The 23,849-nt window shown below is 62.7% G+C and carries 17 protein-coding genes; 8 read left to right on the forward strand and 9 right to left on the reverse strand.

Features of this window, described 5'->3' with window-relative positions; translation table 11 throughout:
• Positions 1-8: 8 nt before the first annotated feature.
• The 8 genes from GNZ12_RS03650 to GNZ12_RS03685 all read right to left on the reverse strand — a co-directional run bounded on the left by GNZ12_RS03650 (position 9) and on the right by GNZ12_RS03685 (position 12,229).
• Positions 9-2,012, reverse strand: coding sequence for a sigma-54-dependent Fis family transcriptional regulator (locus GNZ12_RS03650; protein WP_172309045.1), 2,004 nt, complete (start codon positions 2,010-2,012; stop codon positions 9-11).
• Positions 2,013-2,183: 171 nt separating this feature from the next.
• A complete protein-coding gene (gene narL / locus GNZ12_RS03655; RefSeq protein WP_172309046.1) occupies positions 2,184-2,828 on the reverse strand; it encodes a two-component system response regulator NarL in 645 nt (214 codons plus the stop codon).
• A 246-nt stretch (positions 2,829-3,074) separates the two neighbouring features.
• Entirely contained in the window at positions 3,075-4,034 is a 960-nt protein-coding gene (locus GNZ12_RS03660) for an electron transfer flavoprotein subunit alpha/FixB family protein (protein WP_172309047.1), read from the reverse strand.
• Positions 4,031-4,831, reverse strand: coding sequence for an electron transfer flavoprotein subunit beta/FixA family protein (locus GNZ12_RS03665; RefSeq protein ID WP_172309048.1), 801 nt, complete (start codon positions 4,829-4,831; stop codon positions 4,031-4,033). The genes GNZ12_RS03660 and GNZ12_RS03665 overlap by 4 nt, the downstream gene beginning before the upstream one ends.
• Positions 4,828-6,432, reverse strand: coding sequence for a hypothetical protein (locus GNZ12_RS03670; RefSeq protein ID WP_172309049.1), 1,605 nt, complete (start codon positions 6,430-6,432; stop codon positions 4,828-4,830). Before GNZ12_RS03670 ends, GNZ12_RS03665 begins: the two co-directional genes overlap by 4 nt.
• Before the next feature lie 21 nt (positions 6,433-6,453).
• Complete coding sequence (locus GNZ12_RS03675; protein WP_172309050.1) at positions 6,454-8,616, reverse strand: heterodisulfide reductase-related iron-sulfur binding cluster; 2,163 nt, start codon at positions 8,614-8,616, stop codon at positions 6,454-6,456.
• A 164-nt stretch (positions 8,617-8,780) separates the two neighbouring features.
• Positions 8,781-10,973: an oxidoreductase gene (locus GNZ12_RS03680; RefSeq protein WP_172309051.1), complete on the reverse strand. Its 2,193-nt coding sequence runs from the start codon at positions 10,971-10,973 to the stop codon at positions 8,781-8,783.
• A gap of 143 nt (positions 10,974-11,116) precedes the next feature.
• Positions 11,117-12,229 carry an aminomethyltransferase family protein gene (locus tag GNZ12_RS03685; protein WP_172309052.1) on the reverse strand — a complete coding sequence of 371 codons (1,113 nt, stop codon included), beginning with the start codon at positions 12,227-12,229 and terminating at the stop codon, positions 11,117-11,119.
• Between the two features lie 427 nt (positions 12,230-12,656).
• On the opposite strand from GNZ12_RS03685, the gene GNZ12_RS03690 reads away from it, so the two are divergent.
• The 4 genes from GNZ12_RS03690 (at position 12,657) to GNZ12_RS03705 (ending at position 17,153) form a co-directional block, all read left to right on the forward strand.
• Positions 12,657-13,613 (forward strand): PDR/VanB family oxidoreductase, encoded by a 957-nt coding sequence (locus GNZ12_RS03690; RefSeq protein WP_172309053.1) that lies wholly within the window; start codon positions 12,657-12,659, stop codon positions 13,611-13,613.
• Between the two features lie 23 nt (positions 13,614-13,636).
• On the forward strand, positions 13,637-14,707 hold the full coding sequence (locus GNZ12_RS03695) for a heme-dependent oxidative N-demethylase family protein (RefSeq protein ID WP_172309054.1): 1,071 nt from the start codon (positions 13,637-13,639) through the stop codon (positions 14,705-14,707).
• Positions 14,708-14,869: 162 nt separating this feature from the next.
• Positions 14,870-16,546: an APC family permease gene (locus GNZ12_RS03700; protein WP_172309055.1), complete on the forward strand. Its 1,677-nt coding sequence runs from the start codon at positions 14,870-14,872 to the stop codon at positions 16,544-16,546.
• Between the two features lie 16 nt (positions 16,547-16,562).
• Entirely contained in the window at positions 16,563-17,153 is a 591-nt protein-coding gene (locus GNZ12_RS03705; RefSeq protein WP_172309056.1) for a dimethylamine monooxygenase subunit DmmA family protein, read from the forward strand.
• A gap of 105 nt (positions 17,154-17,258) precedes the next feature.
• Here the strand turns inward: GNZ12_RS03705 and GNZ12_RS03710 are convergent, their stop codons facing one another.
• Positions 17,259-19,070 carry a histidine kinase gene (locus GNZ12_RS03710; protein WP_172309057.1) on the reverse strand — a complete coding sequence of 604 codons (1,812 nt, stop codon included), beginning with the start codon at positions 19,068-19,070 and terminating at the stop codon, positions 17,259-17,261.
• Between the two features lie 79 nt (positions 19,071-19,149).
• On the opposite strand from GNZ12_RS03710, the gene GNZ12_RS03715 reads away from it, so the two are divergent.
• The 4 genes from GNZ12_RS03715 (at position 19,150) to GNZ12_RS03730 (ending at position 23,759) form a co-directional block, all read left to right on the forward strand.
• Positions 19,150-21,069: a PAS domain-containing protein gene (locus GNZ12_RS03715; protein ID WP_172309058.1), complete on the forward strand. Its 1,920-nt coding sequence runs from the start codon at positions 19,150-19,152 to the stop codon at positions 21,067-21,069.
• 72 nt (positions 21,070-21,141) lie between these two features.
• Positions 21,142-21,729 (forward strand): helix-turn-helix domain-containing protein, encoded by a 588-nt coding sequence (locus tag GNZ12_RS03720; RefSeq protein ID WP_235993582.1) that lies wholly within the window; start codon positions 21,142-21,144, stop codon positions 21,727-21,729.
• Between the two features lie 300 nt (positions 21,730-22,029).
• On the forward strand, positions 22,030-23,163 hold the full coding sequence (locus tag GNZ12_RS03725; protein ID WP_172309060.1) for an aminomethyltransferase family protein: 1,134 nt from the start codon (positions 22,030-22,032) through the stop codon (positions 23,161-23,163).
• A gap of 59 nt (positions 23,164-23,222) precedes the next feature.
• On the forward strand, positions 23,223-23,759 hold the full coding sequence (locus GNZ12_RS03730; RefSeq protein WP_235993577.1) for a glycine cleavage system protein R: 537 nt from the start codon (positions 23,223-23,225) through the stop codon (positions 23,757-23,759).
• Positions 23,760-23,849 lie beyond the last annotated feature (90 nt).

The raw sequence follows: 23,849 nt of genomic DNA on the forward strand, positions 1-23,849 counted from the left end.
GCGGTGCGTCAGGGCTTGATATGGACGCGCCGCATCTTCCGGTACAGCGTGTTGCGTGTAACGCCCAGCGCCAGCGCCACCTGACTCACGTTCCAATGATGCTTTTCGAGCAGCGTGAGCAGCGCTTCGCGCTCGGCTTGCAGGATTGCATTGAGCGTCGGTGCGGCGGGGGCGGTATCTTCGCTTGCCTCCGCGGTGATCTGCGCCGCCACGTTCGCACCGGCCTCGCGGATCTGGCGGCCGGCGTTGCGCACGAGGTGAGGGGGCAGATGCGCGCAGGTCAACTCGGGTCCGTCGCATAGTGCAGCGGCCGTGCGCAGGACATTGCGCAACTGTCGAACGTTGCCGGGCCACGGACAATCGAGCAGGATCTGGCGGGCGTCTGTACTGAGCGAGAGCGGCGTGTCGCTGTCCTGCTCCAGAAGATGGTGAATCAGCGCGAGTTTGTCTTCGCGATCGCGCAGCGGGGGCAAATGCAGGGCGACACCGTTGAGCCGATAGTACAGGTCTTCACGGAATTGCCCGTTGGCGACGCATTCGACGAGATCGCGATGGCTCGCGCTGACCAGCTGAAAATCGACCTTGATGGCGGTTTCCGAACCGAGCGGCGTCACTTCGCGTTCTTCGAGCACGCGCAGCAAGCGAGCCTGAAGCGCCAGCGGCATATCGCCGATTTCGTCGAGAAAGAGCGTGCCGCCATCGGCCTGCAGAATCTTGCCGCGTCGCCCTTCACGCTGTGCGCCGGTGAAGGCGCCCGCGCGATAGCCGAACAACTCGCTTTCGATCAGATGCTCAGGCAGCGACGCACAGTTCACCGCCACGAACGGACCGCGATGACGGGCACTGGCCGCGTGCAGTGCATTGGCAAACACCTCCTTGCCGCTGCCGGTTTCGCCCTGCACCAGCACGGCAATGCCGCGATCAATCACGCGCTCGCCGAGACTGAGCTGGCCGGCGAGTTGCGTATCGCCGAATTCGACGCGCGGCACGCCCGGACGGCGGACCCGTTCGATCGTGACAGGGGTAGCCGGCACCCGGTTTCGCGCCGCAGATTTCACTGCCGCAGCCGCCTGACTGCGCGGCTCCTGGGCAACGACGAAAAAACGATTCGACGCATGCGCCCGGTAAATGGCCACCGGATGAAACGAACTCCGCACACTGCGCGCCACGATATCCGATAGCGATGCGTTGAACAGATCGGTAATGCTTTTGCCCGCGACCTCGGCAAGCGTGCTGAAACCCAGCTGGAACAGCGCGCTGCGGTTGGCCCCGAGCACCATGCCGTTGTCGGCGATCGTGAGCTTGCCGGCGTGCAGCGTGTTGACGAATTCTGGCCGGCTGTGGAAATGCACCATATGGGCCTGAGCGTGACGCGCATCGAGCAGGCGATTCTCGATCATCTGCCGGGACATTCCGACCAGCACGAGCGAGTGCTGCTGCAGTAGCTGCGATCGGCTGGTGACGTCGAGTACGCCCGCGAGCTTGCCGCGTTCGTCGAACACCGGCGCGGCGGAGCAGGTCAGCGCGGTATAGCGCGAGAAGAAGTGCTCATGCTGGCGCACGGCGATCGCTTCGCCTTCGGCGAGACACGTCCCCATGCCGTTGGTGCCGGCTTCCCGTTCGCTCCATACGGCGCCGACGCAGAAGCCCCAGTCCTCGACCTGATCCGCGAATTCCGTCGATGACACCAGATGCAGAATCACGCCATCGGCATCGGTCAGCACGACCGCGAGATCGGCATCGCCGAGTTGCTGGTAGAGCGTCGTCATCTCGAGTTTCGCGCAACCGATCAGATCGCTCTGGCGGTCGCGACGCACCGCGAGTTCGGCGCTGGTGAGCACCGGCGGCGGCTTGCACGCGTCAGGGTCGAGCCCATACTCCTGCAGGCAACGTGTCCAGGAACGGACCACGGGCGCGCTCGGTTCGAAGCGTCCGAGCCGTTGGCGCAGAACGTCGTCGACCCGGCCGCCGCGCTCCTCTACGCACTCCTCGATGAACTGGGATGACTGCATGACGCGCATCTCCGAATAATGAAGGACAGACAGGGCAGTGCATTCACCCTGAGTCCGATTATTCGTGGTCGAATTTCCAGTGACAATTCGCCTTAAGGGACTACCTCCTTGGAGGTAGTCGCGCGTTTTTTGCAGCGGTCCTGGGGGCGTTCCGGAGGCGAGGCCGGGGCCTCAGTGCCCCCGTGCGCCTTGCTCGTGCCGCCACACCACGGCTTCGAGCCGCGAATGCAGGTCGAGCTTGCGCAGCACATGCTTGACGTGCACCTTGACCGTACCCACGCTGATATCAAGCTTGCGTGCAATCGCCTTGTTGCACAGGCCGGCGACGAGGTAGTCAAACACCTCGAGTTCGCGTGCAGTCAGATCAGTCTGGCTGGCCGGCATGCGCTGGCCGCCCGAGAGCGCATGCACGAGACTCCCCGTCACCGCCTCGCTCAGCACGGCGGTGCCCTTGAGGGCCTTTTGCAGGCTCACGCAAAGATCCTCGGGGTCCATATCCTTCAGAAGATAGCCATGCGCGCCGGCCCGCAGCGCCGCGACGACATCGCGCTCGTTGTCGGACACCGTCAGCATGATGAAGCGCGCGTCCACACCGGCCTCGCGCATCAGCCCGAGGGTCTCGATGCCGGTGACCTCCGGCATGTTGAGGTCGATCAGCACGACATCAGGCTTGAGACGGACGGCCATCTCGACGCCGTCACGTCCCGAGGACGCTTCGCCGGCGATCGCAAACGCCGGGTTCATCTGGATCAGTTGCGCGACGCCCTTGCGAAACAATGCATGGTCGTCGATGAGAAGAACTGTATTGGGGTCCATCGACTTTTCCTTGGCTCATTGACCAGACTACCTGTCTCTACTGGAACGGCCTGTCATCCAGTCTTGCAGCCGTGCGTTGGACGCGGGTGCAGTGCATCGCGCCGGCTGGGAACTGTGATGTTTTTTGAATTATTGAACAGTCTACCTGTGGATTGCGTTTGAAAAAAATGTTGAGTGTTAAAGAAAACTGCAGGCCGGGCATCTCGCGACGCGCCGGCCTGCGGGGTGATTCGCGTATACCCGGGTTCAGAAGTGGGTGCGCAGTTCTTCGCCGATTTCGAAGATGTCACCGACGATGCCATAGCGGGCGATCGTGAAGATGGACGCCTCGGGATCGGTGTTGACGGCGATGATGTTGTCGACGTGCTTCATCCCCGCCATGTGCTGCACGGAGCCCGAGATGCCCATCGCGATATACAGCTTGCAGGCGGCAGCGGTCTTGCCCGATTGTCCGACCTGGTGCGCTTTTGGCAACCACCCCGAATCGGCGATCGGACGCGAACAGCCGAGCGCCGCGCCGACAGCGTCGGCCAGTTCCTTGAACTGTTCGACATGGGTTTCTTCGCCGATGCCACGGCCGATCGACAGGATGAATTCGGCACCCGGAATATCGACTGCGCTGCTGGCGGCCGGTTCTTCGAACTCGATGTGTGTGCTGCGCAGCGTGACGGCCGGTGCGGCAAATGTGCTGACGGTGGGCGTGGCAACGTCTTCGGGCGCCTTGAAGGAACCGGGCCGCAACGTCACGACAACGGTCGCCTTATCGGGAAACTCGATCTCCATGTTGACCTTCTGGCCGTAGCCGGAGCGCGTTGCCAGCCACGCGTCGCCATCGCGCGCGAGGCCGAATGCATCGGTCGTGAAGCCGTAATTGCCTTTGGCCGCGAGTGGCGCCGCGTAGCCCAGCGTGTCAATCGTGTGCGGCAGCAGCACGAGCGAGGGGGCACGGGCATCGATCAGCGCGCGCGTCACCGCTTCGTAGGTGTCGGGATCGAATGCGTCGTGGGCCGTTTGCACGGTCACGATCTCGTCGACGCCAGCGAGTTTCAGTGCATCGACGTACGCATCGGGCTGGGCTGCCAGCACGGTGACGGTAATGGCCTCGCCGCTCGCTTCTTTCGCCGCGACGGCGGCGCCGATGACTTCGAGGCTCACAGGCCGAAGTTGTCCCTGGCGATGTTCAACGACTAGCAGAATGCCGCTCATTTCGCTTCTCCCCGGAATTCCTTGATCAGATTGGCCAGGCGCGCGGCCTGCTCGGCCGGCGTGCCCTCAAGCATGGTGGCTCGACCGACGCTCGGCACATAGACGCGCCGCACGCGCGACAGCGAACCGGCTGCGCCGATCTGTCCGGCGGCCAGCCCCAGCGCGTCGGGCGTGACGGTTTCGATCGGCCGTGACGCGGCCTGCTTGATGCCACGCAACGATGCATAGCGCGGTGTGTTGATGCCGAGTTGCAGCGTCAGGACGGCAGGGCATTGCAACTTGACCGTCGCATACGCACCGCCCTCGAGTTCACGGCGTGCGGTAGCCGTCTGTGCGCCCGGCGCATAGTCGAGTCCCGCGACGACCGCCGCATGCGGCCAGTCGAGCAGTCCGGCGAGCGCCATGCCGGTCGCACCATACGCGTGGTCCGACGCCTGCACGCCGGTGAAGATCATATCGGGCGTTTCCTTGCGGGCCAGCGCGGCCAAAACGCGGGCGATGGCGATCGGGTCGGATTCCTCCAGGTCGTCGCTCCAGATACGGACCGCGCGGTCCGCGCCTTTCGCCAGACACTTGCGTAGCTCTTCGTCGGCGCTGTCAGGGCCGATGGTCGCGACCACGACCTCGATATCGCCGCCCGCGGCCTCCTTGAGGCGCATGGCTTCTTCCAGCGCGTAATGGTCCCATTCGTTCAGATCGAAGACGTGAAAGTCGGCTTCGACATCGCGGCCGTCGTCACGTAGCTCGAAATCCTCATCGAGCGACACGACCTGCTTAATGGTTACGAGTATTTTCATCTTGGCTCCATCATGTTCGTCGGGTAATGCGGGTAGGGCGGCTCGTGTTGCGTTGAATCCTGTGGTGAATCTGCTTCTGAGGTGGGCTGCGAAATAGCGTGGCTATGCGCGTGGCGGCGCCCTTTCGTTGTTGAGGTGGCTGAGGCGGCTGACCCCACTGGGCCGAGCGTGCGGCCCAGGTGGCCAAAGATGCGGGCGCGCGCTTCGCTGTCCGGGTCGAAGCGCATGCGCCAGCGGTCCGCGTCGGTGAGATTGGGATGCTCGAACACCAACACGCGGTGCAGCGGGTAAGCTTCGTCACGCAGACGCAGGAGTACGCGGCGGCTCGCGTGCCGATTCAGGATCACGCCGCGTCGCACGTCGGGCACCGGGTGTGCGGCGAGTCGCGCTAGCTGCGCCTGCGGCGTCGCCGGATTGCGCGCGACGCCCGATAGCACGTCGATATCCTGGTCTGCCGTCAGGCGATGCAGCACCGCTCTCGCGAGGTCGTCGCGATAGGCGACGCCCGCGCGCACCCACGGCACCGCGTCGTCGGCGAGCATCGCAAGCAGGTGCGCGGGGCAGCGCGGATGCCGGCTGACCGCGCGACGCACTTCGGATTCGCTATCCTTGACAAACCGTTCGAGCCAGAGTCCCGGGCAGGCCGGGTTGCGTGCCAGCGCGCGCCGTACCCACGCGTCGGCGTCGTCGGCCAGCCAGTCGACGACCTTCAGCGGAATATCGTCGCGCACGGCCACCGCGCGTCGCACGGAGGCCTGGGCGTCGAAGCACAATGCGATCAGCGCGCCGGTCGGTGTGTTGACGTTCAGGGCCGTGGCGCGCCGTACCGCCGCGTCGTCGTCGCGGGCGAGCTGGACCAGCGCGTTGGCCGGGGCACGCGGATGGAGCGCGAGACTGCGGCGTTCGGCGACCGAGGCCGGCATCGTGTGCAATAACGTGTCGGGACAATAGGGGTGCCGCAACACCTGAGCGCGTACGGCGCTCGCACGCGTGGTTTTCCAGAGGCGCAGGAGCGTTTGCGCGTCGGTGGCGAGGTGAATCGCCAGGACGCGTTGCAGCATCGCGATGCCGCGCTGCTCCAGTTGGGTGAGCAGATTCGACGGCACGCCGACGTTTTCGCACAGCGCGTGCAGGACGCTGACGTCGTCGGTGTGCGCGGCGATGCTGGCGAGCAGCGCATGGGGCGCATGAGCGTGACGCGCGAGCAGTTGCGACAGACGCACGGGGACCGGTTGAGCCGCGGCGGCGAGCACGTCGAGCGCGCCGTCGGGGGTCGACGGATTGCGGGCGAGCCGCAGCTTCAGCGTTTCGTCATGCTGGGCGGCGGCAAGCGCGGCCAGCTGTGCGAGCACGGCCGGCGGCGCGAACGCGAAGGCCGCCAACGCCAGGCGCTCACGCCGTGTGCCGAACAGCCGCGCGCCGAGCCGTTCGCGATCGGCGGCGCGTGCGTAGGGATACAGGGCGGCTGCGCCGTAGACATCGTCGGCGTCGAGCGCGAGGCCGATCAGCTCACGCCAATGACGCCGCGTCGTGGTTGTACGCACCACAGGCGTCTCTGCCATGCAGGCTGGGTGGCCGGTGTCCGCGACGGGAGTCGACATATTCGCCGTTCCTCGCAGGGTTCACGCAGCGACGATTTCGCGGGCGTCGCACGCGGCGGGTCCGTCGCCGTCCGCATCGACGAGGCTCTCGGCGATCAGTTCGATGAGTTCGCGTACCACGAACCGGCCTTCATAGCCGCTCGTCTTCAGCGCATCCTCGAACATCGTCAGATCCTTCGGACAACACACGACAAACACTTCGAGTCCTTCAATGCGCGCCGCTTCGTGCATGCGGTTCTGCGACGGCTTTTCGACGCCGACCGGATCGCTCATCCAGATGCGTCCGCCGCCCGCGCCGCAGCAAAACGAGTTGTCGCGCGAGCGGGGCATCTCGATCAGTTCACAACCGAGTGCCGAAAGAATCTGCCGCGGTGCGTCATAGCCCTTGTTGAAGCGTCCGAGGTGGCAGGGATCGTGGAACGTCACGCGATAGCCCAACGAGCGCTTCGGTTTGATGCGCGTCTCAGCCAGCATGCGCGCAACGACGCTCGTGTAGTGCTCGATCTCGTACTTGCCGCCGAAGTCGGGATACTCGTTGCGTATGGTGTTGTACGAGTGCGGATCGGTGGTGACGATGCGCTTGAATTTCGAGGCGCCGAGCATCGCGATGTTGTTTTCCGCGAGCAGTTCGTACAGCCCTTCTTCACCCACGCGGCGCACGTCGTTGCCCGCGTTCGATTCACCTTCGTAGAGCAGCCCGAAGTCGACGTTCGAATCGTGCAACAGCGTGGCGAAGGCTTGGGTCACGCGTTGATTGCGCGGGTCGAACGACGCATAGTCACCCACGAACCACAGTAGGTCGACCGGCTCCTTGCGTGCGTCCTTGATCTGGAAGGGCAGGGGCTTGGTCCACGCAGCGCGCTTCCTCTTCGATTCGTTGAATGAGTTGCCGTTCTTGTGGATGCCCTGCAGCGTTTTCTGCACCTGCGGTTCCATCTCGCCGTCCTCGACCAGCTTGCGGCGCAGTTGCACGATGATCGGCACGTGTTCGACCGCCACCGGGCAGATCTCGACGCACGCCATGCAGGTACGGCACGACCAGACGGTTTCCATGAACACCTGGCCGATGTCCTTGCCATGTACGTCGAGTTTGACCTCGTCAGGAAGCGCATTCTTTTGCAAGGCTTCGTTGGCGAATTCGCGCAGCGACAGGATCACGTCGCGCGGCGACAGCGGTGCGCCGACTGCGTTGGCCGGGCACGCCTCATGGCAGCGGCCGCACTTCGTGCAGGCATCGAGATTGAGCAGATGTTTCCACGTGAAATCGGTGATCGTCTTGTAGCCGACTTTTTCGCTATTTGCCGGGATGCGCGGCAGACGTTGCGCCGCGAGCGGGTCGCGCATCATCAGCGAGCCGCTGGCGGTGAAGATATGCTTCACCTTGGTGTACGGAATCAGCGCGATGAAGGTGAGCGCCAGCAGTCCATGGAACCACCAAAGGCCGGTGCGTATCACGTAGGCGGCAGATGAATCGAGTCCCGCTCCGCGCATGCCTTCAGCGAGCAGCGCGGCGACCGGCGACCACCAGCGCGTGTCCCACACCACTGCGCGATCCTGCAGCCACACCAGCCGAAGCGCGCTCAGCACGAAGCCGGTGATGCCGATCAGGATGAGGGTCCACAGGAACGCCCAGTCCTCGCGCCGATAGCCGCTGCGGTCGTAGTCCGGATCGCCGGGCTGGCGGTCGAGGCGCTTGTAGTCGAGTTTCGGTGGCTTGATCCAGCCGCGGCGCGCCATCATGTAAATCAGGCCGCCGATCAGCGAGACGCCCGCCAGATTCATCGCGAGCTTGAAGCCAAGATAGAAGTTGCCGTTCCAGAAGTGAAAGCCGAGGAAGCGGGCGGTGATGTCATAGTCGACCGTGACCGTCGCGGTACCGAGAAACAGCACGGCGAAGCCGTAGAAGATGAGCCGGTGAGCGCGGCCCGCGGCAGGGTCGCGGCGCGCCACGGTGCGGTGACTCAGCACCACGCGTACCATGTCGGCAAAACGCGCGCGCAAGTCGATGGGCCCCGTCACCGCCTGTCCGCGCCGGTACTTGCGAATCTGCACGTAGACGCCCCAGGCGAACACCGCGATCGCTGCCACGGCTACCAGATAAAACAGCACGATCGCGAACGCTGGGAAACCCTCGAACAGGATGCGTGTCACGGTGGCTTGATCGAAATTCGCTGAGCTCAGCATGGGACTCGTCCGTTGGATTGGGGAGGGGAAGGGCGCAGACTGCGCGCCCCCCTATGGCCTTCGTTGCGAGGCCTTGATGACGTGGTGCTCATTGTTCTGAAGGTCTCTCGCGCGGGAGAGCGGCTGTGGATGCGAGGTCATCGCACAGCCGCGACCACGCTTCGTTACTTCTTGTAGACGATCTCGAAGGTACCGCCAGGCTGATACGGTGTGCCCCACACGGCCACTTCACGCTTGTACGGCAGTGGAATCTGCGCGTTCGGCTCTTCGATTTCGCGGCCCAGACGGTGACCGGTGAAGGTCGCGTCGGCGATCAGGCGCGGTGCTTCAGCGTCGCCGATCAGGTAGACCGATTTGATGCCCTTTTCGGCCCACTGGTCCTGCTTCGCCTTCAGTTCGCGGTACAGCGTGTCGTTCGAGCGGCGGCCCGTGACGAGCACCAGCGAGTCGAATTCGAGCCAGCGGTGCGACTTGTTCGCATCGCGCGGCAGTTGCCCCGCGCCCTTGTAGGTACGGCGTGACCCGTCGCCCCAGATGTTGTAGATCTCGATGCGGCCTTTTTCGATGCGGCTCGCAAAGTGATCGCCCAGTTCGTGCACACCGAGTTCGTGCAGGCGGCGCATCATGTTCGGATATTCGAGCGTGAAGTGCATGTAGTTCGCCAGATGCACGCCGCTTACGACCGTCACTTCGTGGCCCGCTGTCGCGAGTTTTTCCGCGAGGCTCGGCGCCATGAAGTAGGTGTCCGCGTTCAGGATGACCACGCGCTTGCCGAGCGGCTTTTTGCCTGAGAGCACCTGTTCCGGCGTGAGCTGGTCCGGTTGCGAGGCATCCGCGCCCGGAATCGGATCGTGCGTCAGGCAGTTCGTGCCGTCCGTGACCCAGTGCGAACCCGTTGCGATCACCACCTTGTCGGCACCGTAGTCGAGCACGTCGTCGGCGGTAAGTGGTTTCTGGCCGAGCGCCAGTTGGCTCTGCTTGTTCTTCTTCAGCAGCTTGGCGATCTGCGTTTCGCGGTAATCGCGGTGATAACCCCATTCACCGAGGCCCGGCAGCGTGCCGACGCTGTTCAGATGGCCGCCGATCTTGTCGGCCGAATCGACCAGGTGGACCGTGTGACCGCGCTGCATCAGCACGCGGGCGCATTCGGAGCCGGCCGGACCCGCGCCGACCACGAGCACCGAATCGTTCGACTTGCACTCGGCGAACTTTTCCGGATGCCAGCCGCGGCGATATTCTTCGCCGGCTGTCGCGTTCTGCGTGCAGATCATCGGCGGCCCGCCGATTTCCCAGCGCGAGATACACACGTTGCAGCCGATGCAAACGCGAATGTCGTCAATGCGGCCTTCTTCGACTTTCTTCGGCAGGAACGGATCGGCGATCGACGGACGCGCTGCGCCGATAATGTCGGCAATGCCCTTCGTGACGATTTCCGTCATCTTTTCCGGATCGGTGAAACGGCCCACGCCGAGCACCGGCTTCTTCGATACTTCCTTGATGAAGCGTGTCCACGGAATCTGGTGGCCTTGCAGGTTGAAGCGCGACGGGCCGGCATCTTCGCCCCACTCGGCGATGTCGCCTACATCGACGTCCCACAGGTCGACCAGCGAGTCGGCCATCTCGACGAACTTCATCCCATCCTTTTCGACTTCGATGCCGCCACTGCCATACAGCGTATCGACCGCGAAGCGCGTCGCGATCGCGCAGTCCTGGCCCACCGCACGGCGCACTTTCTCGAGCGTTTCGACCCAGAAGCGCGCGCGGTTTTCAAGCGAGCCACCGTAGCCGTCGGTGCGTTTGTTGTAGTACGGCGAAAGGAACTGCAGCGGCAGATACGAGTGGGCGCCGTACACGTAGACAATGTCGAAGCCTGCATCGCGTGCGCGCAGGGCTGCATCGACGTAAAACTGCTGGACGTCGCGAATGTCGTCGAGATCCATCTCCTTGCAGTACGTGAGGGTCTCGAATTCGGACGCGAACTGGCTCGGGCCGCGTGGCGTCGCGCGGCTTTCCATGCAGGGGGCGTGCGAGCCGCCGTACCACATCTCGATACCGGCGAGCGCGCCGTACTTATGGACTTCGTCGGTCATCGCGCGCAGATTGCGCACGTCGCCTTCGTCCCAGATACGCGCGGACAGACGATGCGTATCGTCCGATTCCGGGTGGATCGAGCAGTACTCGGTGTTCATCGCGGCCCAGCCGCCTTCGGCTTTCATCGACCGGTGGGCGGCCTGGAAGCCGGGCAGGTTGCTGCCGGCGCCAATGCAATGCGGAACTTGATAGAAACGGTTGCGCAACGTCTTCGGACCGATCTGGATGGGTTCGAACAGGACGTCATAGCGGGGATCGCGTGGCATGGGGTGTCTCTCCTGGCTGGCTTTTGACTACTTAAGTCGAGGTGGATATGGCTGGCAGGCTTGTGCGCCGTTGCGGGCCAAGCCGGCAGATGCTCCGGATACGTCGAAGCATCTGCCAGTGACGGCGTTGGCTGATCCGCGTGTCAGGCGGCGACGCGGGTGCGCAGGCGCATCGGGTCATAGAACGGCGTCTTGGTGACGATGCCGCTGAAGTTGCCCGCGGCATCGCGAATCTCGACCTTGGTGCCGAGCGCGGTATGCCCGGGCTTCAGATGCACCATGGCGAGCGACTGCATGAGGTAGCGGCTGAACGATGCACTCGTCACGACGCCCACCTCTTCGTTGCCGATGAAAATCTTCGCGCCTGCTGTGACGGGGCCTTCGTGCTTGACGACCACGCCGGCCTGTTTGAAGCGCTCCTTGCCGCGCGCGTTGAGCAGCGCGGCCTTGCCGACGTAGTCGCCAGGCTTGTCTACATCGACCATCCAGTCGAGATTCACCTCCCATGGAGTGGTATCGCCTTCGGGCATGTCGAACGGATAGAACAGCAGCGCGGCTTCGATGCGCGCCAGTTCCAGCGAAGTCCACGACGCGGGCACGATGCCATGCGGCTTGCCGGCTTCGAGGATGGCGTCCCACAGCGCAATCGCATGGTCGGCGCTGCACGACACTTCGAAACCCTGCTCACCGGAATAACCGCCGCGCGAAATGACGATCTTGCGATCGAACAGTTTCGTTTCGACGTGCGCGAAATACGGCAGCTGGTTCAGGTCGATGCCGATATGCGGCTGCAGGATCGCCGTGGCGCGCGGGCCTTGCAGCGACAGCATGTGCACGTCGAAGTCCTGGTGCCACTCGACGTCGCGCTTCTCCGCGGCGCGGCGCAGGTTCTCCTGAGTCGAACCGCCGCCATGCGAGATCCGGTAGCGATTCGGCGCATCGTAGATCACCATCAGGTCGTCGCAGATCGCGCCACGTTCGTCGACTTCGGCGGCCAGACGCGCGGTGCCTGGTTTCATCTTCGTGACATCGATCGCGCAGATGCTGTCGATCACGGCTGCCGCATCGGGGCCCGTGACGTGGAGAATATTCAGCGCGCTGATATCGTAGAGACCGGCTGCTGTGCGGACGGCGGCGACTTCGTCGTTGGGATCGCTGTTGTAGTACCAGGGCAGCGGCATGTCGTTCCACATATCGCCGTCAAGTTTTGAGCCGAGTTCACGATGGCGGATATTCAGAATTGATTGCCTTGTCATAGCGTTTTCCCGAGAGTGGACCGTACGTGAGTGATGGCCGGTGTGCCTGGGCCGTGGAAGGCCAGACCTTGGGCCGCTGGATGACAGCAAGTCTCGGCCGTTAAAATTGGCGTCACAATCGCCCAATGGCGCTACCTCCGAGTGGGTAGGCGTCCTACTTCGCCTGAGCCGGAAAAACAGAAAGACAAGGGGTCAGAGGTGGGGTTGTCGATGATGTATCGCCGCGAAAGCGGCATCAAACGGTTATCTCAGCCGTTCGCGGCAGCGCGATACCTACAGCGCGGGGGCTACCCCCAACGAATCATTGATATCGCTTTTTTGCCGCCCGATTCTAGTTCCGTGAATTCGCTGCATAGATACGTGGCCTGACCTGGGGTCTTCCCGGGGCACAGGGTGCGTACCAATTCCAATGCGAGGAAGAGCGGGCATGAATGGACCGAGAACGATCCCAGTACGTGTGGCACGCGTTGAGCCAATTGCGAGCGACGTGCGGCGCTTCACGCTTGTGCCGGCCGACGGCGGGCATTTGACAGCGTATTCGGCGGGCAGCCACATCGTCGTCACGATGCGCGGCGAGACACGCGTCTGGCGCAATGCCTATTCGCTGACGACACCGTCCGGCACACGCGACGCCTACCAGATCATGGTGCGCCGCGTGCCCGCGTCGCGTGGCGGCTCGGCGTTCATGCATGAGCAGGTGAACGAAGGCACGACGCTCGATATCTCGATGCCGTCGAATTTTTTTCCACTTGCCAGACGGGGTAGCAAGCATGTGATGATCGCGGGCGGCATCGGCGTGACGCCGTTCCTGTCGATGCTGCCGGAACTGGCCGATGCGCGTGCTCGCGTCGAGATGCACCTGTGCTGCCGCCCGGAAGATGCCGATGCGTTTACGGATCTGATCGCCGCACGAACCACGGGTGGCGTCGCTGTCTACGTGGATCTGCAGGACGCGGGAGAGCGTTTTGGCGCGCTGCTCGCGGCGCAGCCGGCCGGCACGCACCTGTACACCTGTGGTCCCGCGGGACTGATGGACGGTGTTGCACTCGCCGCGCGCTCGCTTGGCTGGCCGGAAAGCCATTTTCACCAGGAGAGCTTTGGCGGCGCGTCGCACGGCGAACCGTTCGTCGCGGTACTGGCAAAGAGCGGCAGCGAGGTAGCAGTCGGCGCCGATCAGAGTCTGCTCGAAGCGCTTGAGGCGGCTGGCATCGACACGCCCTATATGTGCCGCGGTGGCGCATGCGGCACCTGTGCGCTGGAAGTGCTGGAGGGCGAGCCCGAGCATCGCGACTTCTTCCAGAGCGCGGCTGAGCGCGCCACGAACTGCAACGTACTGCCCTGCGTTTCGCGCGCCCGCAGCGCGCGGATCGTTCTGAACATTTGATGAACACGAGGAGCGGAACCGCCATGTCCATCGCTTTCAAAACAGAAGAAACCTTTCGAGATTCTTATACGTTCCGCAACAGCGACGAAGCCATCATGCGGTTTCCGTTTCCGTTTCCCGAAGACCGCTACATGTACTCGGTGAACATCGAGCCGCATGTGCCAGGTGGCGCATCGCCGGTGTTCCAGAGCGCCTTCGATGTCGACGAGCATTACGTCGCCGAATGCCGCGATCGCGCGCTCACGCTGGAGCGCGATCCGCTGCGTTCTCAGGTGCTCGATCACATGGACGCCGCGCAGTGGGATACGCTCGAGCTGATGATGGAAAGCTTGGCGCGCGATTACCCGGAGCATTTTCAACTCAAACGCGATGGCGATCGCTGGCACTGGACGAATCGGCCGCTCGGCCTGACGCAGCAGTTAGTGTTCGGCGACGCAAGCACGCTTCCATGCCCCCCGTTCGAATACATCACGCGCCAGGGGCAGGGTGACTTCTGCCTGCTCGACCATCGCGACGACAACCTGTTCATGGACGGCGGCACGGTGACGACTCAGGCGGACTGGTCGCTCGACTTCGACCTCGGCATGAGTTTCATGGAGTGGCATGGCCCTGTGCCGCTCGCGCACCGGGCAGGTATCTTCGAGCGCGCACTGAAATTCCTGCTGCGTCTGCAACTCGGCGCACCGGTGCGGCGGTTGAACTGGACGATGACGGTCAACCCGCGGCTGGACACCTCGCCCGAACAATATCCCGAGTGGGGCCCGGACCGCGCGAGCATCACGCCGGTGAACGTCGGACGCAAGCTCCATCTGCGCGTCGAATTGCAGACGCTGTTCAGATTGCCGCGCAGCAATGCGATCCTTTTTTGCGTGCGTTGCTATCTGATTGCGCTCGATGAACTGGCGCGCGTGCCGAAATGGGGCAAGCGCCTGCATCGGGTACTGGGCACGCTGCCACCCGAACTCATCGAATACAAAGGGTTGACCCGCTATCGCGACATCGCCGTGCAATGGCTTGCGCCGTTCGACGACGGCTCGCCAACCAGCGCTGGCACCCAGTCCGAGATCGAACAGCTCACCGCGGAACTGGCCTAGCGGCGGGTCGAGATCGGTTTGCCACGCTTTTGTTTAACCCGTACCTGCGCAGTGTCTCGCTCCTGTGGTCTGCCCTTGGCGGCAGGTCACCGGATGTCGGCCAGAAATGACCCCACCTGTTGGTAACCAACCCGGCGCCCTGGCCGGAAAAGGAAGGCAGCGATGAGTGCGATTTCCGATGACTATGCCGTTGAAACAGACGGTGCTCTACAGAGAAAGATCAGTTGGACCGGCGCGTTCTGGGTAGCAAGCGGTGTCCCAGCGCTGGTGCTGTTCTCGATCGGCTCGATTGCAGCGACGGTCGGCAAATTGTCGTGGGCAGTGTGGATTATTTCGATCGGACTGGGTTTCATCCAGTCGTTTTCGTATGCGGAAATCGCTGGACTCTTTCCGCACAAGTCGGGTGGCGCATCGGTCTACGGTGCAATCGCATGGGTGCGCTACTCGAAGCTGTTTGCACCGCTCTCGGTATGGTGCAACTGGTTCGCGTGGTCGCCTGTGCTGGCGATCGGGTCAGGGCTCGCGGCAGGCTATGTCCTGTCGATCATGTTTCCAGCCGATGCGGCAATCAACACCTGGCAGATCACACTGGTGAGTCTCGACTGGCTGCGCAGCGGGCTGAGCTTGCGGATCAACTCGACGTTCATTCTCGGCGCGGCCATTTTGCTGGTGACCTTTGCGATCCAGCACCGGGGCATCCTGAACGCGGCGCGCATTCAGGCGATTCTCGGCGTGGCCGCACTGATTCCGCTGATCCTGGTCGGCACCGTGCCGCTTCTGACCGGCGATCTGCCGCTGCATAACCTGCTGCCGCTCGTGCCGTTCGCGAAGGACAGCGCGGGGCAGGTTATCGACGGTACGTGGGGGCGCGCCGGCGTCACGCTGATGGCAGGCGGCCTCTTCATCGCCGCATGGTCGACGTATGGGTTCGAAACGGCCGTCTGCTACACGCGTGAATTTCGCGATCCCAAAGTCGATACGTTCAAGGCCATTCTCTACTCGGGTCTTCTTTGCATCTTCGTCTTCACGGTGGTACCGCTGTCGTTCCAGGGCGTGCTCGGTCTCGGTCATCTGGTGACCCCGGAAGTGAAGGACGCCGCCGGCAACATCATCACGCCGGCGGTGTATAACGGCATGCTGTCACCCGACATCTACAGCGGCATGGGCGTGGCGAAAGCGATGGCGCCGATGATCCACGGCGGGTTGCTGGTGGAGCGGGTCCTCGTGGTGATGCTGGTGCTCGCACTCGTGCTTGCGATCATGACGTCGATGGCAGGGTCGTCGCGTACGCTGTATCAGGCCTCGGTGGACGGCTGGCTGCCGAAGTATCTGTCACACGTCAATGCTCACGGCGCACCGACCCGCGCGATGTGGACCGACCTGTGTTTCAACCTGGTTTTGCTGATGATGTCGGACTATGTGTTCGTGCTGGCGATGTCCAACGTCGGCTACATCATCTTCAACTTCCTGAACCTGAATTCCGCGTGGATTCACCGGCTTGACCGACCCGACTGGAGCAGGCCGTTCCGCGCACCGAACTGGCTGATCGCGCTCGGCACACTGTTCTCGTTCGTCAATCTCGCATTGCTCGGCATGGGCGCGGATATCTGGGGTGCGGGGACGCTGGTATCGGGGCTGTGCTTTGCCGCACTGATCATCCCTGTGTTCCTGTTCCGCCACTACGTGGTCGACAAGGGGCATTTCCCCGAGGCGATGAAAGAGGACATGCAACTGGCTGACGGCGGCAAGGTCGTCAAACGCGCCGGGATTCTGCCTTATGTGACCGTCGTGGCCGGCATTATCGTGCTCGTGGTCACGCACAGCCTTGCGATTTACTGATAGGGATGGCGCCGCGATGACTTCTCCCAACAAGAGCCGCCCCGTGTACGCGCCGCTCGATGCGGACCCGCACGGGACAGAGCACTGGTTCGTTACCTCCGGCGCGACCGACGAGGACCGCGCGCGGGCGGTGGTCGCATTGAGCCGCGTTGCGCCGCTCGAAGTCTGGGCGGTGCAGGCGGACGCATCTCGCGCAGGTGCCGATTCATTGCATGCGCTGGCTGAGGCACCTCGGCGTTTCGATGACGAAAAGGGTCTGCTTTCCGCACTCGAGCCGGCGATGCGCGACGCGTGCATCGGCATCAGGATCTATGCGCTCGGTAGTGAACCGTTCATCTGGTCGGTCCGCCAACTGGCGGAACGCTACGCCATTGCACCGGAGGCGGTGCATGTCGCGCATAGCGGCAGTCTGCGTCGCCGCGTTTATTGCATTCATTGCCGCGCGCTGAACGAGCAGGTGACGAGCAATCTCGTGGCCTGTGAGGGGTGCGGACGACATCTGTTCGTGCGGGATCATTTCTCGCGCCGGCTTGCCGCTTTCATGGGCGTGCAGGCGGATGCGGAAATGCCCGGTGAACTGCCTGAGCGCGAGCACATCTACCGGTAGTTTTCCTGGTCGTTTTCCCGGTCGCTCTGCCGTTTCAACCGATCCTGATCGACGACGTGTGCCTGCTGGTTGTGGGGCGCCGCTCGTTTATCAGGATCTTTTTTTTCAGTGTGCCGCGCTGCCGGTTCCGGTACGCGCTTTCTCCGCCAACAACACGGCGGGTACAAAGGTCAGCGCAATGCGCGAGCCGTTTGGCACCGCGCGGATGTCGAGCTTCCCGCCGAGGCTGCGTGTCCGCTCGCGCATGATCGAGAGCCCGTAGTGATGTTCGCCGCCGTCCTCGGTCGTGATGCCGCGGCCATTATCTTCGATCAGCACCGTGACTTCATTGCCGCTCGACGACAGTTGCACGAGTGCGGTTGACGCGCGCGCGTGGTGGATCACGTTGGTGAGCGCCTCGCGCACGATCTGCGCGACGTGTAATTCCTCATTGACCGTGAGACGGATCCGGCGAATCCGGTTGTCGATGGAAATCTGCACGTGGCTGCGCGACGAGAGCTCATCCGCGACTTCTTCGAGCGTGGACGCGAGGCCATGCGCGTGGATCGCCGTGCGAAACGTCGTCAGCAGTTCGCGCAGCTGCCGGTAGGCGCTGTCGATGCCTTCGCGGATGGCCCGCGCAATCTGGCCGGCGTCGTCTTGTGCAAGTTCGGGCGGCAGCACCGCCTGCAGGCGCGCAAGCTGGATTTTCATGTAAGCCAGCGACTGGGCGAGCGAGTCGTGCAGCTCGCGCGCGATGGCGTTGCGCTCTTCGAGCAGCGCCATGCGATGGTCGCGCACGTCGCGACTCAGGTTGGAGATGGCATGAGCGAGCACGCTGGCGATGGTTTCCATCAGATGCAGGTGACGCGGCTCGAAGCGGGTGTCCGGTGCGCCTTCGCCGATCAGCAGGCCGTAGCTTGCCGATGGCACGCGCACGGGCGCGGCGAGGATCGGCAGCATGACACCGGTATCTTTGCCGGCCGGGAAGCTGCGCACGCCGGCGAGCGACATCAGTTCATGCACGACACGGTCGCGCACGATCAGCGGGGCGTCGCCGCCTGGCGACACGACGACATCGACGCCGAGCAACTGCGCCGACGGTTCGGACAGCACGAGCGCGATCCGCTGGACGCGCGAGACCCCGACGAGACGTTGCAGCAGTGCTTCGAGCGTACCGCGTGATGGCACGTCTTCCGCCAGTTGCGCGCAGATGTAGTGAAGCAGATCGAGCGACTGGTCCGCAAACGCGATATGGTCTTCGACGATGCGTTTCAGGCGCGCCGACTCGTCCTGCTCGCTTCGCAGCCGCACGGAGAGGTCGTTCTGCAGTTTGAGCAGACGATCGATCTCGTCGAGGCCATCGGGCGGCCGGTGGCCCGTTTGCGCGAGGTTCTGCAACGTGAGGGCGGGGCGTACGACGAGCGAGCGTCGCGCACCCCACGCGAGCGCGACAAAGCCGCCGAGCAACAGCGCAGCCGCGCACGCTTCGAGTAGGGCGATTACCGCGTTACGCACGTCGCTTTCGTGCTCGATCTCTGCCCCCAACTGGTCGAGGGCATCGGGCACGACGTGCGTGGCCGAGGGTGCGCCGCTGGCGCTGTCCAATGCGCTGAGTTGCTTGCCGAGCTCCGGCGTGGGCGCACCGCGTTGCCTCCAGCCCTCTAATAACGTATCGTTGCGTATAAGCTGGTTGGCCTGCGCGAGCAGCGGCGCCGCTGTGTCCGGCGAACTTGTCTCGATGTGTCCGGCAATGCGCTGCAGCCGCGCCGCTTCCCGCAGGGTAAAGGCGCTTTGCCTGTAGGCGGCTTCGCCATCGAGTTGCACCCGGGTGCTGACGAACAGCAGCGCAACCAGCGCGACGAGACAAGCCAGCACGATGCACGTCTTCGCGTACAGCGGGTAGCGGCGGAACGGAGCGGGGTCGACTGCATTCATCAAGGGATAGTGGCGAGGAGAGGTGGGGAGCGGCCCGCGTCCATGCCCCATGTTCCGGTTTCGCGAGACCAAAAGGTTCATGACAGTCTATCTGTTTTCCACTGCGCTGCTGCTGGCCGTGGCTGCACTGGTGGTTCCGCGGCTGGGTGTCAATCCGGGCGAGGACATCTTATTGTATGTTGCTCTGGCGCTGGCAGGTGGCCTTGCGGCAGGTCTTCTCACACTCGCCTTCGCGTTCGGCGCCAAACGTGCGGCGCGGCGTGGCACGCCAGGTTCCGCGTCGCCGGAACTAAGCGCGTTTGCCGCGAATCTTTCGACCCCTGCGGTGCTGCTCGACAACGACGCGCTCGTCTTCGTCAACGGCGCATTCCTCAAGCACGCGCGCTGGGAGCCCTACGCCGACGAGATTGTCGGCATGCCGTTCAGCAACCTCGTGCATCCACAATCGCTGCTGGATTTGACGAAGCTGCTCGGGCAGGCCGGAGATGGCGAGGAGCGCACTTCCGGGTCGCTGCGCCTCGCCTATGGCGACGGCACGTTCAGACTGCATCCGGCGACGGCGCTGCGCGGTAGAGGTTCACGCCTGACGCTGCTTCAATTTCCCGCGCCCTATGCGAGCGCCGACGCACAGCGCAGCGAAGCGCAGATCCAGCGCCATTGTCACGATGTCGTGGAGCAATTGCCGCAGGCGCTGTTTCGTGTCGACCGGGAGTTGCATCTGATCTTCTCGAACCCGGCCTGGCGCAACCTGCTGCGGACCGTCGGCAACAGCGCCGAGTGTCCGCCGTTTGCCGGTTTCTTTCATCCCGAAGATCGTCAGACGCTAAGCGCCCGGCTCGCTACGCTGCTCGATGGACATATCAGCGAACTGATTACCGAGGCGCGCATGATTCGCGCCGACGAAACGATGATCCACGTCGAGCTGCGCTGTCACGGCGTGACCGATGAGGAAGGCACGCTGATCGGCGCGGCGGGCCTCGCGATGGACATCTCGAACCGGCGTCGCAGCGAAGAAGCGCTGCGTGCGAGCCGTCGCAGTTTGAGGATGTTGCTTGCCAACATGCGCGCCATGATCTACCGCGGACAGAACGACCGGCGTTGGTCGATGGAATTCGTCAGCGAGGGATGCTTCGAGCTGACCGGCTACGAGCCGAGCGAACTGCTCGACGACGCGCGGATGAGCTTCAGTTCGCTGATCCATCCCGATGACCGCGAATTTGTCTGGAATGAAGTACAGTCGCGCATATTGGCCGGCGAATCGTATGAATTGACGTACCGGATCGTCGACCGCTCAGGCGAAACCAAGTGGGTGTGGGACCAGGGCCGCGGCATTTTCTCGGCGCGCGACGAGCTGGTTGGACTCGAGGGTTTCATCATCGAAGTGACGCGGCGCCGGCTCGCAGAAGAGAGCGCGCGCCGCAGACTGGTGTTCGACCGCTCGACAGGCCTCACCAACGCGAGCATGTTCATGGATCGCCTGAGTTTTGCTACGGCGCTCGCTCGCCGCACCGGACAACCCTGCGCGGTATTTGCCATGCGCGTGAAGGGGCTTGATCATGTGGCCGAGCGTTTCGGCCAGGAGTATGCGGACCGCGCGCTGGTTGAACTCGGCCGGCGACTGCATTTGACTCAAAACGATCTGAACTGTGCGACGTTGCTCGACAAGCAGGACTTTGCGATGATGGTTGCGGATTTTGAGGCGGCGTCGCTCGCATGGTGCGATTCGGCCACGCAGATCGGGCAGTCTGCGTCACCCATGAGCACGGCGGTGCTCAGTGTGCTTGCTGCAGGCTTGCAGAATGTTGTCTGTCGGCCGCTGCGTCTTGAGGGATATGAGTTCAACGTGTCGGTTCGGATTGGCTGGGCCGTGGTGCAGAGCGAATTGACCAGCGCGCAGCACCTGCTCGACAGTGCAATGTCGGCGGCCAGTGTGGCGCCAATTGCGAGCGGAATGGGTGGGATGAGCGAGATGCCTGGCCCGTCGACCACGGCGGCCTAACAGGAAAAAAAGCAGATGACCAAGCAACAGGCGGGAAATCCAGCGGAAACGTCCCGGGACGACGATAGCCAGATGGTGTCGGTCGAGCATTTCATCGGCAAGGTGGTGCGCGAAAATCGCACCAACCAGGGCTTGACGATCGCCGAACTTGCGGAGCAAAGCGGGCTGTCGCGCGGCATGGTGTCGAAGATCGAAAACGGCCAGGTGTCGACGAGCCTCGATTCGATGGTGAACATCGCGCGTGCGCTCGGTATTTCGATGTCGACGCTCTTCCGGAACTTCGAAGGCCGCGAGGGTAACGCGCAGCATGTGAAAGCGGGCAAGGGCATGGAAGTCGTGCGGCGCGGGACGACGAAAGGGCATACCTATCATCTGCTCGCCTACGACCAAGGGCCCGTCAAACTGTTCGAACCGTTTCTCATCACGATGGACGACGAAGCCGAGATCTTCCCGACTTTCGAACATCCGGGAACGGAATTCATCTACATGCTGCAAGGGAAAATGGAGTATCGGCACGGCAGTCGCAGCTATCTGCTGCAACCTGGCGATTCGTTCACGTTTCGCGGCTCTGTACCGCATGGACCGGAGCGGCTTATCAAGTTGCCGATCCGGTTTATCACGATCATCATGTACGGACAGACGCAAGGCGGCGACACCTGAAAGCCGGTGTTTTCATCGAACTGGGTGAGTTCGGCAGATAACGGCTGACGCGCGGCGCTTCGCCTTTAGCCGTGGCGAGCGTGTCTCATGACGGCTTCCGGTGGGTTCGTGAAGCGATGCCACACGGCAAATCACGCGGCCAGAAACATCCCTCAATTGCGCCAACGGTGTACTCCCTCCGGAGCATTGCTCTGCCAAAACCAGTCGGTTCTAATGATCAGACGCCCAATGCGTAACACGCTTGTTACGCATTGGTGACGTGTTGTCCTGATTACATTGAACCAATGGCGAGGTATGGGAATGGCCAAATCATGGCGGCAAGCGGCGCTCGCCGATCGACACAACGCACTGGGTTCCAGGCTTGAAGACTGGAACGGCATGCCGACCGCATGGACCTATAACCAGAGCGTCGCCGACGAGCATGAAGTGATCCGCACGCGCGCGGGTCTGATGGACGTCTCCGGCTTGAAAAAAGTTCACGTAGTGGGTCCGCACGCGGAAATGCTGATTGACTACGCGACGACTCGCGATGTCTCGCTGCTGTATCCAGGGAAATCGGTTTATGCGTCCATGCTCAATGAGCGCGGACATTTCGTCGACGACTGCGTCATCTATCGAAACGGTCCGAACGCTTTCATGGTTGTGCACGGTTCTGGCGAGGGGCATGAACTCCTGAACCGGGGTGGGATAGGTCGCAACGTGTCGGTTCTATTCGACGACGACCTGCAGGATCTTTCGCTGCAAGGTCCGGTTGCCGTTGATTTTTTAGCTGAGCATGTTCCTGGCATTCGCGATCTGCCGTATTTCCATCACACTCAGACGACGCTGTTCGGCAAGCCCGTGATGATCTCGAGAACGGGCTATACCGGCGAACGCGGCTATGAGATTTTCTGCAAGCGCACAGACGCGCCGTTGATCTGGGATACGGTTCTGGAGAAAGGCAAGTCGATGGGCATCATCCCCTGTTCGTTCACCGCACTCGACTGGCTGCGTGTGGAGAGCAGTCTACTGTTCTATCCGTTCGATCATTCCGAGATGTATCCGTTCGCGCACCAGCGTGCGGGCGACACGCTGTGGGAGTTGGGACTCGACTTCACAGTATCAAAGAACAAGCGTGAGTTCCGTGGTGCGGCTGAACATTTCCGCTTCCAGGGCAAGGAGCGTTTCAGGATCTTCGGGGTTCTCGTAGACGGAACGAGGGCGACGCAAGCCGGCGACACGTTGTGGGTGGGCGAGCGGCAGGTTGGCGTCATCACGTGCGGCATGGTCTCGAGACGCGCCGGCAAGTCGATGGCGATTGCCCGCCTGGATCCTGCATTGGCTGTCCACGGCGCAAAGCTGGAGGTGCGCGGCAAGGACTATGTTCTGGGCGCGTCGAGCCACACACTGCCGTTCGATGACCCCGAAAAGACCAAGCGCCTGGCGAAGGGTTGAACGGTCAGCGGCGATTTGGGTAACAGCACGCGCACCCATCCATAAGGAGTGAGGGAGACATGACTCTGACGACGACTCTCGTATTGACCGTCATTGGCGAGGACAGACCCGGACTGTTCAATGCCATCGCAGAAAAAACCACCGAATTCGGCGCCAACTGGCTGGACACCCGCCTCGTCAGTCTCGAAGGAAAGTTCGCTGGCATCGTGCTGTTGAGCGTGCCACAAGTTAGGGAAGATGCACTGGTTGACGCGTTGCACAGTCTGCGCTCGAACAGGTTGAGTCTCGTTCTTGAACGACGCATTGACGCCGCCGCGTTGACGCCGGCGCGTGGCCTGAGGCTCGAACTGGTCAGTCATGACCGGCCAGGTATCGTGCGCGAAATTGCGGGCCTGCTGGCGGGAAACAAGATCAGCATTGAAGAACTTGAGACTGATTTTGTCAGTGGCTCATTTTCAGGTGAAAACCTGTTCAGGGCACGCGCCCGCTTGCGCGCACCGTGGGGACTCGACGTCGTGGTTTTGCGCGACATGATCGAGAATCTGGCTAACGAGCTTATGGCCGACATCAGCCTCGATGAGGGCGTAACGAATTAGAACCGTGAGTCATGCCGTTGACTTGCGTATTGAGTCAATCGGCTTCGGCGAAGACGCTGCGCCATGTCATTCGTAAAACGGATTGATGAA

Source organism: Paraburkholderia solitsugae (assembly GCF_013177695.1).
Taxonomy (GTDB): domain Bacteria; phylum Pseudomonadota; class Gammaproteobacteria; order Burkholderiales; family Burkholderiaceae; genus Paraburkholderia; species Paraburkholderia solitsugae.